This window comes from Klebsiella sp. WP4-W18-ESBL-05, from assembly GCF_014169075.1.
Lineage (GTDB): Bacteria > Pseudomonadota > Gammaproteobacteria > Enterobacterales > Enterobacteriaceae > Kluyvera > Kluyvera ascorbata_B.
Window position 1 is genome coordinate 284,414 of the sequence record NZ_AP022057.1, and the last position, 16,405, is coordinate 300,818.

The following is a 16,405-nucleotide window of genomic DNA, read 5'->3' on the forward strand; positions in this document are numbered from 1 at the left end:
ATGAAAATACTGAGCTGGATCGTTCTGCTGTGCGCCCTGGGCGGCCAGGCGCAGGCCGCCTGCGGTTGGCCTGCCTGGGAGCAGTTTAAAAAGGATTACGTTAGCGCGGAAGGGCGCGTGATCGATCCCAGCGATGCGCGCAAAATCACGACCTCGGAAGGGCAAAGCTACGCGCTGTTCTTTGCGCTGGCGGCGAACGATCGGCAGATGTTCGCCACCCTGCTGAGCTGGACGCAGAATAACCTCGCGCAGGGTTCGCTGCGCGAGCGACTTCCGGCCTGGCTGTGGGGTAAAAAGAGCAATGAGGAATGGACGGTGCTGGACAGCAACTCTGCCTCTGACTCTGATGTCTGGATTGCCTGGACGCTGCTGGAAGCCGGTCGGCTGTGGAAAAACGACGACTATACGGCTACCGGCAAAGCGCTGCTGGCGAAGATTGCCGACGACGAAGTGGTGAAGGTGCCTGGGCTGGGGCTGATGCTGCTGCCCGGCCGCGTCGGCTTTGCCGAAGAGACGCGCTGGCGCTTTAACCCAAGCTACCTCCCGCCGCAGCTGGCGCAGTACTTCAGCCGCTTCGGCGCGCCGTGGACGACGCTGCGCGATACTAACCTCAAACTGCTGCTCGACACCGCGCCGAAAGGCTTTTCCCCGGATTGGGTGAGCTACGAAAAAGGGAAGGGCTGGCAGCTGAAAGACGCGAATATTATCGGCAGCTATGATGCCATTCGCGTCTACCTGTGGGTGGGCATGATGCACGATGCCGATCCGCAAAAAGCGCGCCTGCTTAAACGCTTTAACGCCATGGCGGCGCAGACCGCCAAACAGGGGCTCCCGCCGGAAAAAGTGGCGATCGCCACGGGCAAAGTGACCGGCGATGGCCCGGTGGGCTTTTCGGCTTCCCTTCTGCCGTTCTTACAAGATCGTGACGTCCAGGCCGCTCAGCGCCAGCGCGTTGCCGACCATTTTCCCAGCGCGGATGCTTATTACAGTTATGTTCTGACCCTCTTTGGTCAGGGCTGGGATCAACATCGTTTTCGCTTCAGCGCCCGCGGCGAACTCCTACCTGATTGGGGCCAGGAATGCGCAAATTCACACTAAGTTTACTCACATTCTCTCTGGGTCTGTCGCTGGTGCAGCCGGCCTTCGCGGATACGTCGGCAGAAGAGCAGTTGCTCAACCAGGTGCGCCTGGGGGAAGCCAGTAAGCGCGACGATTTGGTCCAGCAGTCGCTGTATCGTCTGGAGCTGATTAACCCCAATAATCCGAAGGTGCTGGCGGCTCGCCTGCGCTACATGCTGCGTCAGGGCGATACCGCTGGCGCGCAGCAGCAGCTGAAAAAACTGGGGCAGGTGGCGCCAGATTCGGCTGAATATAACGCTTCGCGCGCAGAAATTGGCCTCAATACGGATGCCGGGCGCCAGGCGCTACAGCAGGCGCGTTTGTTGGCGACCACCGGCCACGTGCCGGAAGCGCTGGCCGAATATGAGAAAGCATTCAACGGCCCGCCGCCGGACGGCGACTATGCCGTTGAGTACTGGACCGCGGTGGTGAAGCTGCCCGCGCGCCACAATGAGGCGCTCAAACATCTGCAGACGCTGAACCAGAAAAACCCGGGAAACGTTGGCCTGCAAATGACGCTGGCAAATACGCTGCTGGGCGATAACCAGCGCGACGCGGCGTTTGCGGTGCTGGAACAGATGGCGAAATCGGCGGGCGGCCGCGGGCCGGCAGGCGATATCTGGTTTAAAGCTATCAAAGCTCAGCCCGCCAGCCCGTCAAGCGTACAGGCGCTTCAGCGCTATCTGTTGATTTTTACCAGCGGCGAATCGGCGGACAGCGCACGGGCGCTGCTGGCGGAGCAGCAAAAACAGCTGGCGGACCCGGTTTTCCTCGCGAAAGCCAAAGAGGCCGAAGCCGAGGCGAACAAACCGCAAACCTGGCAACTGTACTGGCCGCTGATTCGTAAAGGCGATGCGGCGTTGAAGGCCAACAACCTGGCGCAGGCAGAGGGCTTCTATCAGCAGGCGCGTAAGCTGGATGCGACCGACAGCTATGCGGTGCTGGGGCTGGGCGATGTGGCGATGGCGCGTAAGGACAGCGCCAGCGCGGAGCGCTACTACCAGCAGGCGCTGCGTCTCGATCGCGGCAACAGCAGCGCGGTACGTGGTCTGGCTAATATCTATCGCGCCCAGTCACCGGAGAAAGCCACCGCCTTTATCAACGGACTCTCGGCCAGCCAGCGTCGTAGTATTGATGATATTGAGCGCAGCCTGACCAACGATCGCCTTTCGCAGCAGGCGGAAGCGCTGGAAAACAGCGGGCAGTGGGCGCAGGCGGCGGCGCTACAGCGTCAGCGTCTGGCGCTGTCGCCTGACGATGTGTGGATCACCTATCGTCTCTCACGCGATTTGGTGAGCGCGGGGCAGCGCGGCGAAGCCGACCGTCTGATGCTCAACCTGGCGCGTAAAAAACCGACCGATGCCGATCAGGTCTACGCCAACGGACTGTATCTTTCCGGAAACGGTCAGGACCAGGCAGCGCTAACGCATCTGGCCGCGCTGCCGTCATCGCAGTGGACCGACAACATTCGCGAGCTGGATCAGCGCTTGCGCAGCGACCAGATGCTGGCGCAGGCGAACCGCCTGCGTGACGGCGGACAGGAGGCGCAGGCGATTGCGCTGCTGAAACAACAGCCGGAATCTGCGCGCATTCATTCGACGTTGGCCGACTGGGCGCAGCAGCGGGGCGACCGCGCCACCGCGCTTGCTGAATACAACGCGGTGCTGGCAAAAGATCCGCATGATGAAGATGCGCATCTGGGGCTGGCCGAAGTCTATGCCGCTGATGGCAACCGTCTGGCGGCGCGTCAACAGCTTGCGGAAGTCCCCGCGGAAGGGCAGCGTTCGCTCAATACCCAGCGCCGTATCGCGCTGGTGAACGCGCAACTGGGTGACACCGCTACGGCGCAGAAAATGCTGACGGCGATAGTGCCGCAGGCCAAAGCACAGCCGCCGTCGATGGAAAGCGCTATGGTGCTGCGCGATGCGGCACGCTATCAGGCGCAGGACGGTAACCCGCAGCAGGCGCTGGAAACGTATAAAGATGCGATGGTAGCAACGGGCATTACGCCAACGCGCCCGCAGGATAACGACACCTTTACGCGTCTGACGCGCAACGATGAGAAAGATGACTGGCTCAAGCGCGGCGTGCGTAGCGACGCCGCCGATCTGTACCGTCAGCAGGATCTCAACGTGACTCTGGAGCACGATTACTGGGGCTCCAAGGGCACCGGCGGCTATTCGGACCTGAAAGCGCACACCACCATGCTTCAGGTCGATGCGCCGTTGGCCGATGGCCGCATGTTCTTCCGTTCCGATCTGGTGAATATGGATGCCGGCAGCTTCTCGACCGACAAAAATGGCTACCACAAAGAACAGTGGGGGACCTGTGATTTGGCCCGCTGTAATGGCTCGGCCAATCAGAGCGACAGCGGGGCCAGCGTGGCCGTGGGCTGGAAAAATGACACCTGGAACGCCGACATTGGCACCACGCCGATTGGCTTTAACGTGGTGGATATCGTCGGTAGCCTGAGTTACAGCAACGATCTGGGCCCGTTTGGCTATACGCTGAACGCGCATCGTCGCCCGGTCTCCAGCTCGCTGCTGGCCTTCGGCGGGCAAAAAGATAACAGCAGCGGCGACCATCCCGGCACCACCTGGGGCGGGGTACGCGCTAACGGCGGTGGCGTCAGTCTGAGCTACGATAAAGGCGAAGCCAACGGCGTGTGGGCCTCGCTAAGCGGCGACCAGTTAACCGGCAAGAACGTTGCCGACAACTGGCGCGTGCGCTGGATGACCGGCTATTACTACAAGGTCATTAATGAGAATAACCGTCGGGTGACCGTTGGGCTGAACAATATGATTTGGCACTACCAGAAGGATCTGAGCGGTTATACGTTAGGTCAGGGCGGTTACTACAGTCCGCAGGAGTACGTTTCCTTCGCCGTGCCGATAAACTGGCGTCAGCGTACGGAAAACTGGTCGTGGGAGCTGGGCGGTTCCGTCTCCTGGTCGCATTCGCGTACCCGTACTGAACCGCGTTATCCGCTGATGAATCTGATACCTTCGCAGTGGCAGGAAGATGCCAGCGATGACGTCAACCACGGCGGCAGCAGCCAGGGCTATGGCTATACCGCGCGGGCGATTATCGAACGTCGCGTGACGTCCAACTGGTTTATCGGCGCCGGCGTGGATATTCAGCAGGCGAAAGACTACACCCCAAGCCATGCGTTGCTGTACGTCCGTTACTCTGCCGCAGGCTGGCAGGGTGACCTCGATATGCCGCCCCAGCCGCTTGTGCCTTACGCCGACTGGTAATTCGTCTACCCGGATTAGGTATTCGTCTTATATAACCCGGCATCACGCCGGGTTATAATTATTGCGCCGGAGTCCATTTTGACTTTGGCGCCAGCCTCGTTATTCTCAATGCCTGAGCAATACGTTCGTACCTGTGGAGAGCTCTTTTGCGCGTCAGCCGTTCACTTACTATAAAACAAATGGCCATGGTAGCTGTGGTTACCATGTTGTTTTTATTTATTTTTTGCTTCATTTTACTGTTCCACTTTGTGCAGCAGGATCGCTATAACACGGCCACGCAGTTAGAGAGTATCGCGCGCTCCGTACGCCAGCCCCTGTCGGCTGCCATTCTTAAGGCTGATATTCCCGAAGCCGAAGCCATTCTTGGCCGTATTCAGCCGTCGGGTATTGTCAGCCGGGCGGATGTCGTCCTGCCCAACCAGTTTCAGGCGCTGCGCATGAGCTTTATTCCGGAGCGTCCCGTGCCGGTGAACATCACGCGAATTTTCGAGCTGCCGGTGCAGATTTCGCTGCCGCTCTATTCGCTGGAACGCCCGGCAAATCCGCAGCCCTTGGCGTATCTGGTGCTTCAGGCTGACTCCTGGCGCATGTATAAGTTTGTGATGAGCGCCCTGGCAACGATAGTGACTGCTTACTTCCTTTTAGTTCTGATCCTCACCGTTGCGCTGACCTGGTGCATCAACAGGCTGATCGTCAGGCCGCTGCGCAGCATTGCCTATGAAATTCACGATTTGCCGGGGGCCGATCGTATCGGGCACCAGCTCGCGCTGCCGCGCCTGCACCATGACGATGAGATCGGTACGCTGGTACGCAGCTATAACCGCAACCAGCAGGCGCTGTTGCGCCAGTATGACGAGCTGAGCAGTCAGTCAACGCGATTCCCGATCTCGGATCTGCCGAATAAAGCCTTCTTGCTGGGGCTGCTGGAGCAGAGTCTGGCACGCAAATCACCGGTTGCGCTGCTGGCCATCGCCTGCGAAACGTTGCAGGACACCGCTGGCGTGTTGAAAGAGGCGCAGCGCGAGATGCTGCTGCTGACGCTGGCTGAGAAAATTAAGCAGGTGATCACCCCACGTATGGTGTTGGCACAGGTCAGCGGCTACGATTTTGCGATTCTGGCCTACGGCATCAAAGAACCGTGGCATGCAATTACGTTAGGTCAGCAAGTGCTCACTACCATAAATGAACGGTTGCCGCTGCAGGGCATTCAGCTACGCCCGAGCGCCAGCATTGGTATTGCCATGTACAACGACGGCCTGACGGCGGAGCAACTCTATCGCCGCTCGCTTTCCGCCGCCTTTACCGCGCGGCGCAAGGGGAAGAATCAGATTGAATTCTTCGACCCGGAACAGATGGCCAATGCGCAGAAACGGCTCACCGAAGAGAGCGATATTCTGACGGCGCTCGATAACCAGCGGTTTTCTCTCTGGCTTCAGCCGCAGGTTGAAACGGCCACCGGTAAAGTCTGTAGCGCCGAGGTGCTGCTGCGCCAGCGCCAGCCGGACGGCAGCTGGGCGCTGCCGAACGATTTGATTGATAGCATTGAATCCTGCGGGCTGATGGTTACCGTTGGTCACTGGGTGCTGGAAGAAGCCTGTCGTCAGCTGGCGGTATGGCAATCGCGCGGGATTATGCTGCCGCTGTCGGTGAATATTTCTGCTTTGCAGCTGCTGCATCACGATATGGTGTCCGACATGCTGGCGCTGCTTAACCGCTACCGCATCGCGCCGGGCACTCTGGTACTGGAAGTGACCGAGAGCCGCCGCATTGACGATCCGAAAGCAGCGGTCGCTATTCTGCGTCCGTTACGCAATGCCGGAGTACGCATTGCGTTGGATGATTTCGGCATGGGTTATGCCGGGCTGCGTCAGCTCCAGCATATGAAGTCGGTTCCGGTCGACATCCTGAAAATTGATAAAATCTTTATTGATACGCTGCCGGAGGACGCCAGCATGGTCGCGGCCATCATCCAGCTGGGGCGCAGCCTTAACCTGAGAATGGTTGCTGAAGGCGTTGAAAACGAAGAACAATATGCCTGGCTGCGTGCCGCAGATGTCGATGTCCTACAGGGATTCTTATTTGCCCGCGCGGTGCCGATGGAGGTGTTTGAGCAGGATTATCTGGGCCAGGAGAAATCACTGCTGCCGAGCGACTGAAGATTGTGATTGTGCGTGTCAGCTCAAAGATTTAACAATTAAGTATCAAATAAACGTACAAATATTTCGATTATGTTTCTTGGATGTTATTTTGTGCGCACAGGCGAAAATAAACCCTACTTTTCCTGTGTCTATAGCTTAAGGACATCCTATGAAAACCTCTTTCTTCAAAAGCCTCTATTTCCAGGTGCTGACCGCGATAGTGATCGGTGTGCTGCTCGGTCACTACTACCCGGAAATTGGCGCGCAAATGAAACCGCTCGGCGATGCCTTCGTCAAACTGATTAAAATGATTATCGCGCCGGTTATCTTTTGTACCGTGGTGACCGGGATCGCTGGCATGGAAAGCATGAAGGCGGTGGGCCGTACCGGTGCGGTGGCGCTGCTGTATTTTGAAGTGGTCAGTACTATTGCTCTGATTATTGGCCTGGTGATTGTTAACGTGATTCAGCCCGGTGCTGGCATGAACGTTGATCCGTCGACGTTGGATGCAAAAGCGGTGGCAATGTACGCGGAACAGGCGAAAGATCAGGGAATTATCGCTTTCCTGATGGACGTTATCCCGTCAAGCGTCATCGGCGCGTTTGCCAGCGGTAACATCCTGCAGGTGCTGCTGTTCGCGGTGATGTTTGGTTTTGCGCTGCACCGTCTGGGCAGTAAAGGTCAGCTGATTTTCAACGTGATTGAAAGCTTCTCACAGGTGATCTTCGGCATTATCAACATGATTATGCGCCTTGCGCCGATTGGTGCCTTCGGCGCCATGGCCTTCACCATCGGGAAGTACGGGGTGGGTACGCTGGTGCAACTGGGGCAGCTGATTATCTGTTTCTACATCACCTGTATCCTGTTTGTGGTCGTGGTACTGGGCTCTATTGCCCGGGCGACGGGCTTCAGCATTTTCAAATTTATCCGCTACATCAAAGAAGAGCTGCTGATTGTGCTGGGGACCTCGTCTTCGGAATCGGCGCTGCCGCGTATGCTCGATAAGATGGAGAAGCTGGGCTGCCGCAAGTCGGTGGTGGGGCTGGTTATTCCAACCGGCTATTCGTTTAACCTCGATGGCACTTCGATTTATCTGACGATGGCGGCGGTGTTTATCGCCCAGGCGACCAACAGCCACATGGATATCTTCCACCAGGTGACGCTGCTGGTGGTGCTGCTGTTGTCTTCAAAAGGCGCGGCGGGCGTTACCGGCAGCGGCTTTATCGTACTGGCGGCCACCATTTCGGCGGTAGGGCATTTGCCGGTGGCGGGTCTGGCGCTGATTCTGGGGATTGACCGCTTTATGTCTGAAGCGCGTGCGCTGACCAACCTGATTGGTAACGGCGTGGCGACCATCGTCGTTGCCAAGCGCGTGAAGCAGCTTGATGCGAAACAGATGGACGACGTGCTCAATAACCGTCCGACCGCGAACAAATCGCACGAATTATCCTCTTAATCCCTCCTGTTACGCCCGTACTCCCTTGCTGGAGTGCGGGCTCCTGCGCATAATTAGGCGGCGTCATTGATTGGCCGTGATAGCCTGGGGCTGTCGCGCATTTTATTTTTATCAGCCATGTGACGTTTTCGCGATCGTGTGGTCTAACTGACGTATTTACTTCATTATTTTAGGCAATCGCCGCGTGCGGTTGCCTTTGTAACCAGGAACGTTCATCAGGGGTTCACATGCAGGGCACAAAAATTCGACTTTTAGCCGGTGGTTTGCTGATGATGGCAGCAGCCAGCTATGTGCAGGCAGAAACGCTCCAGCCGGACCCGGCCTGGCAACAAGGTACGCTGCCTAACGGCTTCCAGTGGCAGGTTCTGGCCACGCCGCAGCGCCCGAGTGACCGTGTCGAAATCCGGCTCTCGGTTGATATTGGCTCGCTTAATGAAAGCGCGCAGCAAATTGGCTACAGCCACCTTATTCCTCGTATCGCGCTGACGCAAAGCGGCGGTTTGCCAACCATGCAGGCGCGTTCTCTGTGGCAGCAGAGCATTGACCCAAAGCGCCCGCTGCCGCCGGCGATTGTTTCGTATGATTACACCCGTTTTAACCTGAGCTTGCCTAACAGCCGCAGCGACCTGCAAAAAGAGGCGCTGAACTGGCTGTCCAGTTCGCTGGGTAAGCTCGAGATCGACCAGAAAACCGTCAGCTACGCGCTGGGCGTGCAGGATATGGTGGCAACCTGGCCGCAGGATACCAAAGAAGGCTGGTGGCGCTATCGCCTGAAAGGCTCCACCATGCTGGGGCACGATCCGGCTGAGCCGCTGAAAATGCCGGTGGATGCCAAACAGGTCGCGGAGTTTTACCAGAAATGGTACACCCCGGACGCGATGACGCTGATCGTGGTGGGTAACGTCGACAGCCGTGCAACCATCGAGCAAATCAGCAAAGCCTTCGGCGGGCTGAAGGGCAAACGCGAAACGCCGGCGGCCGTGCCGACGCTGTCGCCGCTGCGCCCGGAAGCGGTCAGCATTATGACCAATGCCGTGCGCCAGGACCGTCTCTCGATTATGTGGGATGCGCCGTGGCAACCGATTCGTGAGTCGGCAGCGCTGCTGCGCTACTGGCGCGCAGACCTGGCCCGCGAGGCGCTGTTCTGGCACGTTCAGCAGAAGCTGAGCCGCACTAACATGAAGGATATCGGCCTCGGCTTTGACTGCCGCGTGCTGTACCTGCGTGCGCAGTGCGGTATTAATCTCGATTCTCCGGGTGAAAAACTGGAAGGCAATCTGGGGCTGGTGGCGCGCGAGCTGGCTGAGGTCCGTGAGAACGGCCTGCCGGAAGATGAGTTTGATGCGCTGGTGGCGCAGAAAAAGCTGGAGCTGCAAAAGCTGTTTACGACCTACGCGCGTATGGATACCGACGTGCTGATTAGCCAGCGTATGCGTTCGCTGCAAAATCAGGTGGTGGATATCGCGCCGGAGCAGTACCAGAAGCTGCGTCAGAGCTTCCTTGACTCGCTGACGCTGGAGATGCTGAATCAGGATCTTCGCCAGCAGCTGTCGCAGGATATGGCGCTGATTTTACAGCAGCCGACGGGTGAGCCCGAGTTCAATATGAAGGATCTACAGAGCACCTGGAACAAGATCATGCTGGCCATCAAACCGGAAGGCGGGGCGGTGACGGAGGATAGCCACCTGGATGTGACGGATATTCCGCCGGCGCAGTGAGCACGCGGTATCCCCTCACCCTAACCCTCTCCCCAAAGGGGAGAGGGAACCGAGCGTGCAAATTCCTGGCACTCCCTCCAGACGAAAAAAAACCTCTCCCAACCGGAAGAGGTTTTTTTATACCCGAAACCTTAAGCAGGCATCGCGTCGCGTGGAATAATCGCTCCGCGGTGCTGGATCACGGTACTCGCCGTCAGGTGACCGCGTTTTGCCGCCGCAGCGGCATCGCCGCCGGTCAGACGCACGGACAGGTAGCCCGCACTGAAGGAGTCGCCAGCGGCGGTGGTGTCGACGACTTTCTCTTTCGGCAGCTTAACTGCCGGGACATCGACCAGCGCTTCGCCCTTGATGGCGACCAGGCATGAATCTGCACCGCGTTTCACGACGACTTCACTCACCCCAGCGGCGTGCGTGCGGGCAATCACTTCTTCTACCGGCTTCTCGCCCCACAGCGCGTCTTCATCGTCGAGGGTCAGGAAAGCGATATCGGTGCATTGCAGCATCTGCTGGTAAACCTGCTGGGTCTCTTCTTTGCTAGCCCACAGACGCGGACGGTAGTTGTTGTCGAAGATAACCTTACCGCCGTTGGCGCGGCACTGTTTCAACAGCGCCAGCAGCTTGTCACGGCTGAACGGGCTGAGGATCGCCAGGCTGATGCCGCTCAGATACAGGTAGTCAAAGTTCGCCAGCTGCTCGCAGATAGCGGCAGACTGCTCGCTCTCCAGCCAGAATTTGGCGGCTGCTTCGTTACGCCAGTAGTAGAAGGTGCGCTCGCCGGTGTCATCGGTCTCGATGTAGTACAGGCCCGGCATACGGTCATTCATGCGTTGAATCAGGTCAGTTTTAACGTTTTCTGCCTGCCAGGCGTCCATCATCTGCTGGCTGAAAGTGTCGGTACCCAGCGCGGTGACGTAGCTGACGCTGAGTTCTGCAGGGGAGACCTGACGCGCAATATAGACGGACGTATTTAAGGTGTCGCCGCCAAAGCCGCGGTTAACTTGTGCGCCCTTCTCGGACAGTTCAATCATGCATTCGCCAATCACGGCAATTTTTTTAGACATAGTCATCAACCTGATTCGGTAAATTTTTCGTAGTGTGCGCTGTGGCTAATCGGTGGTCAACTATATTAAAACAACGTTCCATTATTTTTTTTGAGCTAGCGCGTATTACGACGTATTTGTCATCGTCTACGAAAAATAAAATGGCGACATTGAACATAAAGTTCTCAATCGGCACGCCGATAACCTAAACACCAGACCCTCTGACCCTCTATTCACAGGAAGCTTAAATGACGTTAAAGCAGGTGAGCCAGCGGGCGAGAGTTCCTGATGCGGAGCGAGAAAGCCTCGAGCAGCTGCGTTATTGGCAAGAGTGTGAGCGCGTCTATACCTACCAGCCTATCTACTCCACCCAAGGCCGCCTGATGGCGATCGAAGTGCTAACGATAGTGACCCATCCCTCTCAACCGCAAAAGCGTATTGCCCCGGATCGTTACTTTGCCGCCGTCTCTATCGGCCAGCGGATCCACGTCATCAAAGAACAGGTGGCGATGCTGGCAAAAAAGAAACACTTTTTTGTGCAGAACAAGGTGCTGGCGTCGGTTAACGTCGACGCGCCGACGCTGTTGGAAATGCGCCAGGACAGGATCCTGAGAACGATGATTGAAACGCTGCCGTGGCTGCGTTTTGAGCTGGTTGAACATATGCCGCTGCCGCAGGACTCAACGGTTGCGTCGCTGTGCGAATTCGGCCCGCTGTGGCTGGATGACTTTGGTACCGGGATGGCGAACTTCTCGGCGCTCAATGAGGTGCGCTACGACTATATCAAGGTGGCGCGCGATCTGTTCATCATGCTGCGCAAAACCCCGGAAGGTCGCAAGTTGTTTATCCTGCTGCTGGAGCTGATGAACCGCTACTGCGAAGGCGTTATCGTTGAAGGCGTTGAAACACTGGAGGAGTGGCGAGAAGTTCAGCAATCGCCGGCGCATGCGGCACAGGGCTATTTTCTGTCCCGGCCGGTGCCGATGTCGACACTGGACACGCTGATGATTGATTTAGGATGACGCTGGCCCACGCCGTCGTAGGCCAGCGGAGAGGTGCTTACAGGGATTCGTGACGCGTTTCGTGCGTCAACAGCAGTGCGATTAAGGTCAGTGCCGCCATGGCGGCCAGATACACACCCACGTAGAACAATCCGTAGTTGCTTTGCAGCCAGGCCGCGATATACGGTGCCACGGATGCGCCCAGAATAGACGACACGTTGTAGGAGAAGGAGGCTCCGGTATAACGGACTTCTGTCGGGAACAGCTCCGGCAGCAGCGCCCCCATAGGACCAAAGGTCAGACCCATCAGGCTCAAGCCCACCAGCAGATACAGCATAATCAGCGCCGGATTACCGGAGCCCAGCAGCGGCTGGAAGAGGCACAGGGCAAAGAGGATGATCAGGCTGGTGATGACGATCATGCTTGGGCGACGGCCAAATCGGTCCGCCAGCAGGCCTGCAATCGGCACCATCACGCCAAAACCAATCACCGCCAGCATCAGCATCCACAGAACTTCGTTACGCGGCAGCCCCAGACCGTTCGGTGCGGCAGCCGTACTGTAGGTCATTGAATAGACGGTCATAATATAGAACAGCGTATAGGTCGCCAGCATGATGAAGGTGCCGAGTACGGTCACGCGGACATGTTTGCTGAGCAGCGTGCCCATCGGCACTTTGACCTGTTTCCCGGCGGCGGCCACTTTGGCAAACACCGGCGTTTCGTGCAGCGATACGCGTACGTACAGGCCGATGAGCACCAGCACCGCAGAGAAGATAAACGGCACGCGCCAGCCCCAGGACATGAACTGCTCGTCGGTCAGCAGCCATGAAAGCAGCAGGAAGGTCCCGTTGGCGAAGAAGAAGCCGATTGGCGCACCCAGTTGAGGGAATGAGCCGTATAGTGCGCGCTTACGCGCCGGGGCATTTTCGGTGGCCAGCAGCGCCGCGCCGCCCCATTCACCGCCCAGCCCCAGGCCCTGACCAAAACGCGCCAGCGCCAGCAGTACCGGTGCCAGGATGCCGATGGTTTCATAACTCGGCAGCAGGCCGATCGCCACGGTTGAAATGCCCATGGTCAGCAGCGAGGCAACCAGCGTGACTTTACGCCCCACGCGATCGCCGAAATGGCCGAATAGCGCGGAGCCAATAGGGCGAGCGACGAAGGCGATAGCGAACGTTGCCAGCGATTGCAGCGTTGCCGCCGTCGGATCGCCCTGCGGGAAGAAGATATGGGGGAATACGATTACCGCTGCGGTAGCGTAGATATAGAAGTCGAAGAACTCAATGGCAGTGCCGATGAGTGAAGCGACGACGACCTTATTACGCGAGTTAACCGGTACGGTGGCCTGTTCGTTGTCGAGTGTTGTGCTGGTCATAGTGATTTCTAATATTTATAGCGAACGAAAGGCCATATTAGACATAGCAAAAGCGACATTTCAATCTGTAACAGGATTGTAAAATGGCGTATAACGGGCGAAAAAGTGGATAATTTTTATACCGGGAATTTAGCATCCATGAAATGCTTCACATTTTTTATAACTTGGATGATAAAACTGGTTTTTGGTTAAATAAAAGTTACTAACTGGATTTATATGCTAAAACGAAGCGCTGGACTGAAATTTTCAGCCCAGCGGCGCCGTTAACGCTGGGGTTTTCCCGGCATGCGCGGGTCGTCTTTGTATTCGGCGGTGGCAATCCATGCGGCGCAGAATAAGGTCAGGCGGGCGAAGAAGTAGAAGAAGGCCATCAGCCCCAGTACCGAGCCAAACGCCGCGCCGGAGGGGGATTTCACCAGCGTCGGCAGCGTCCAGGTCATGATGATTTTAATCACCTCAAAGCCGATGGCGGCGATAAAGGTGCCGCGAAGCAGTGCTTTTTTTCGCGGCCGATGGCGCGGCAGACGCCAGAAAATCCAGAAGAACAGCAGGTAGTTGGCGAAAATAGAGATGGCCAGGCCAATCAGTCGCCAGGCGGGCTTTAGCCACTCGATGCTGTCGAGATACAGCGCAGAGATAATCATCTGCTGGGCGGATCCGGCGACGGAGGTAATCGACAGCGTGACGATCAGCGCAATCAGCAGACCAATCAGCGAAATAAAGTCGCGCACGTATTTAAGCCAAATCGCTTCCTGATCCTGCGGCGTACGCTCCCAGACGTCGCGCGACTGCGCGCGGATAGCTTCGCGCAGGTTGCCCATCCAGTTAATGCCCGAATAAAGGGCAATGCCCAGCCCGACCAGCCCGACGGTTGTGCGCTGCTGTACGGCGGTGTTGATCGTGCTTTTTAACGTAGCCGCCATCGTCGGATCGCTCACGTTGTTGAGGATCTTATCGAAGATATCCTGCAACAGCGTCGGGTGCGAGGCGAGGATAAAACCGGCAGCGGCAAACGACACCATCAGAATCGGAATCATCGATAGGAACGAGAAGTAGGTGATTGCCGCGCCAAACTGGTTGCCCATGCGGTCATTAAAGCGTTCGGCGGCGCGGAGCAGGTGGGCGATAACCGGGTTGCGCTGAACTTTTTGCGCCGTGCTGGTGACGGTATCCAGCGCTTTGCTGGCCTTTTGCTGTAGACGTTTGTCGTTGTTTTCCGACGTCATCAGGAAGAATGTCCTTTTTATTGCGTTTACTTAAGTATAGAGGGTTCCCCGACGTCGGTGCGTGCACGGCTCGTTCGGCTCGCCTGGTGGCGCTTCGCTTATCATGCCTACGCTGGCGCATTACGGGGTTGTAGACCGGATAAGGCGTTTACGCCGCCATCCGGAAAAGCTCAATCAACATAGTCTCGCAGCACCTCGGTTAACCATTCCATTAACAGATGTACCCGGCGCGACAAATTGCGGCGGTGCGGGTAGAGCAGCGATACGGGCATTGGCTCTGCCCGATACTGCGGCAGTATCTCGATCAGCTTACCGCCGTGCAGCGCCTCGCGTACGCCGACGCGCGGTACCTGGATAATCCCCAGCCCCGCCAGGCAGGCGGCATGATAGGTCTCGGTGCTGTTCACCGTCAGTACGCCGCCGGTTTTGACCCACTGGCTGCCGTTATCTCTTGCCACTTCAAAGCCCTGCGGCCGCATGCCGAGATTTACCGCATAGTGTACCAGCGCATGGCTGCTGAGATCTTCCAGTGATTCAGGATAACCGAAGCGGGCAAGGTACGACGGGCTGGCGCAGTTAATGACGGTGAGTTTTCCCAGCGGGCGGGCGATAAGCCCGGAGTCTTTCAGCGCTCCGACGCGCACCACGCAGTCAAAACCTTCACGGATGACATCCACCAGGCGATCGCTGCTGCTGAGCTCCAGCTCAATGCCCGGATAGTGCTGTAAAAAATCTGGCAGCCGGGGGATGACGACATTGCGCGCAATGGCAACCGGCATATCCACCCGCAGACGTCCGCTAACGCTGCTGGGGTCGGTCTGGAACAGGCTGTCCAGCTCCTCCAGGTTGCTCAACAGATCTTTGGCGCGCTCAAAGTAGACCATACCGTCCTGGGTCAGCAGCACGCGCCGGGTGGTGCGGTGCAGCAGGCGGCTGCCCAGATGGTTTTCCAGCGCCTGAATCTGCCGCGATACGCTACCTTTAGGAAGGCCCAGGGTCTCTGCCGCGCGTGAAAAACTCTCCAGCTCTGCCACGCGGATGAACAGCTGCATTGCGTGAATTTTATCCATCAGGATGACCTATTGTTGTCGTAATTGAGACAGTGAAGCGCAATTTTGGGCATTTATTGTTTTTTTATCACCTAATAAGCTTGTTCTCAACGTACACACCACCTGAAATGAGGTTTCCTATGAACCAGCGTATTGCGATTGTGACCGGCGGCAGCCGCGGATTGGGAAAAAATGCGGTGCTGAAGCTCGCCGCACAGGGCACGGATATTATTTTTACCTACCACAGCCAGCGCGATGCTGCGCTACAGGTCGTCGCCGAAGTGGAGCAAATGGGCGCGAAAGCGGCGGCATTACAGCTGAACGTCAGCGATACCGCAGACTTTTCTCACTTTGCCCAACAGGTTAAAGAACAGCTCCGGCAGGTATGGGGACGCGAGACGTTTGATTATTTAGTGAACAACGCCGGTATCGGCCTGTACGCCCCGTTTGCCGAGACGTCGGAAGCCATGTTTGATGAGTTGATGAACATCCACTTTAAGGGGCCGTTTTTCCTGACTCAGCAACTGCTACCGCTGATGGCCGACGGTGGGCGAATTCTTAACGTTTCGACCGGCCTGGCGCGCTTTGCTCTGCCGGGGTATGCGGCCTATGCGTCGATGAAAGGGGCGATGGAGGTACTGACCCGCTATCAGGCGAAAGAGTTGGGGGCGCGCGGAATCTCGGTGAACAGTATCGCGCCGGGCGCGATTGAAACCGACTTCGGCGGCGGGCGTCTGCGTGATAACGAAGAACTCAACAAATACGTCGCCTCGCAAACGGCGCTGGGACGCGCCGGTTTGCCGGATGATATTGGTGGTGCAATTGCCGCGCTGTTGAGCGATAACCTACGCTGGATGACTGCGCAGCGGATTGAAGTTTCGGGCGGCATGTTCCTGTAAACGGTCACAGGCCCTGTTATCGGGCTAGCTGAACGAATTGTGCTGAAATAAGTCTGAAACCGGATTTATTTCAGCCTCCGGCTTTTATTTGCCCGGCTACTCGCTATATTCCTCAAAATTAATATTC

The 16,405-nt window shown here is 57.3% G+C and carries 10 protein-coding genes and 1 pseudogene; 7 read left to right on the forward strand and 4 right to left on the reverse strand.

The annotated features are described in order from the left end of the window. The 5 genes from bcsZ to H7R58_RS01380 all read left to right on the forward strand — a co-directional run bounded on the left by bcsZ (position 1) and on the right by H7R58_RS01380 (position 9,688). Entirely contained in the window at positions 1-1,098 is a 1,098-nt protein-coding gene (gene bcsZ, locus H7R58_RS01360; protein WP_182934574.1) for a cellulose synthase complex periplasmic endoglucanase BcsZ, read from the forward strand. Further along, entirely contained in the window at positions 1,080-4,376 is a 3,297-nt protein-coding gene (bcsC, locus tag H7R58_RS01365) for a cellulose synthase complex outer membrane protein BcsC (RefSeq protein WP_182929858.1), read from the forward strand. The genes bcsZ and bcsC overlap by 19 nt, the downstream gene beginning before the upstream one ends. Before the next feature lie 146 nt (positions 4,377-4,522). Beyond that, the gene (hmsP, locus tag H7R58_RS01370; protein ID WP_182934575.1) at positions 4,523-6,532 is read left to right on the forward strand and encodes a biofilm formation regulator HmsP; all 2,010 of its coding nucleotides are present in this window, start codon (positions 4,523-4,525) and stop codon (positions 6,530-6,532) included. A gap of 151 nt (positions 6,533-6,683) precedes the next feature. Further along, positions 6,684-7,970, forward strand: a complete 1,287-nt coding sequence (locus H7R58_RS01375) for a dicarboxylate/amino acid:cation symporter (RefSeq protein WP_182929860.1) — start codon at positions 6,684-6,686, stop codon at positions 7,968-7,970. Between the two features lie 227 nt (positions 7,971-8,197). After that, positions 8,198-9,688: a M16 family metallopeptidase gene (locus H7R58_RS01380; RefSeq protein WP_182929861.1), complete on the forward strand. Its 1,491-nt coding sequence runs from the start codon at positions 8,198-8,200 to the stop codon at positions 9,686-9,688. Between the two features lie 131 nt (positions 9,689-9,819). Here the strand turns inward: H7R58_RS01380 and H7R58_RS01385 are convergent, their stop codons facing one another. Further along, on the reverse strand, positions 9,820-10,749 hold the full coding sequence (locus H7R58_RS01385) for a 2-dehydro-3-deoxygluconokinase (RefSeq protein WP_182929862.1): 930 nt from the start codon (positions 10,747-10,749) through the stop codon (positions 9,820-9,822). Positions 10,750-10,976: 227 nt separating this feature from the next. On the opposite strand from H7R58_RS01385, the gene pdeH reads away from it, so the two are divergent. Beyond that, positions 10,977-11,750 carry a cyclic-guanylate-specific phosphodiesterase gene (gene pdeH / locus H7R58_RS01390; protein WP_182934576.1) on the forward strand — a complete coding sequence of 258 codons (774 nt, stop codon included), beginning with the start codon at positions 10,977-10,979 and terminating at the stop codon, positions 11,748-11,750. A 37-nt stretch (positions 11,751-11,787) separates the two neighbouring features. Here pdeH and H7R58_RS01395 read toward each other — a convergent pair whose 3' ends face one another. The 3 genes and pseudogenes from H7R58_RS01395 to H7R58_RS01405 form a co-directional block, all read right to left on the reverse strand. Then, positions 11,788-13,110, reverse strand: coding sequence for an MFS transporter (locus tag H7R58_RS01395; RefSeq protein ID WP_106925038.1), 1,323 nt, complete (start codon positions 13,108-13,110; stop codon positions 11,788-11,790). Positions 13,111-13,367: 257 nt separating this feature from the next. After that, positions 13,368-14,315: pseudogene (yhjD, locus tag H7R58_RS01400) on the reverse strand (inner membrane protein YhjD); the annotation flags it as partial. Between the two features lie 185 nt (positions 14,316-14,500). Next, a complete protein-coding gene (locus H7R58_RS01405; RefSeq protein ID WP_182929863.1) occupies positions 14,501-15,400 on the reverse strand; it encodes a LysR family transcriptional regulator in 900 nt (299 codons plus the stop codon). A gap of 119 nt (positions 15,401-15,519) precedes the next feature. On the opposite strand from H7R58_RS01405, the gene H7R58_RS01410 reads away from it, so the two are divergent. Beyond that, positions 15,520-16,278, forward strand: a complete 759-nt coding sequence (locus H7R58_RS01410; RefSeq protein WP_106925040.1) for an SDR family NAD(P)-dependent oxidoreductase — start codon at positions 15,520-15,522, stop codon at positions 16,276-16,278. Positions 16,279-16,405: the final 127 nt, after the last annotated feature.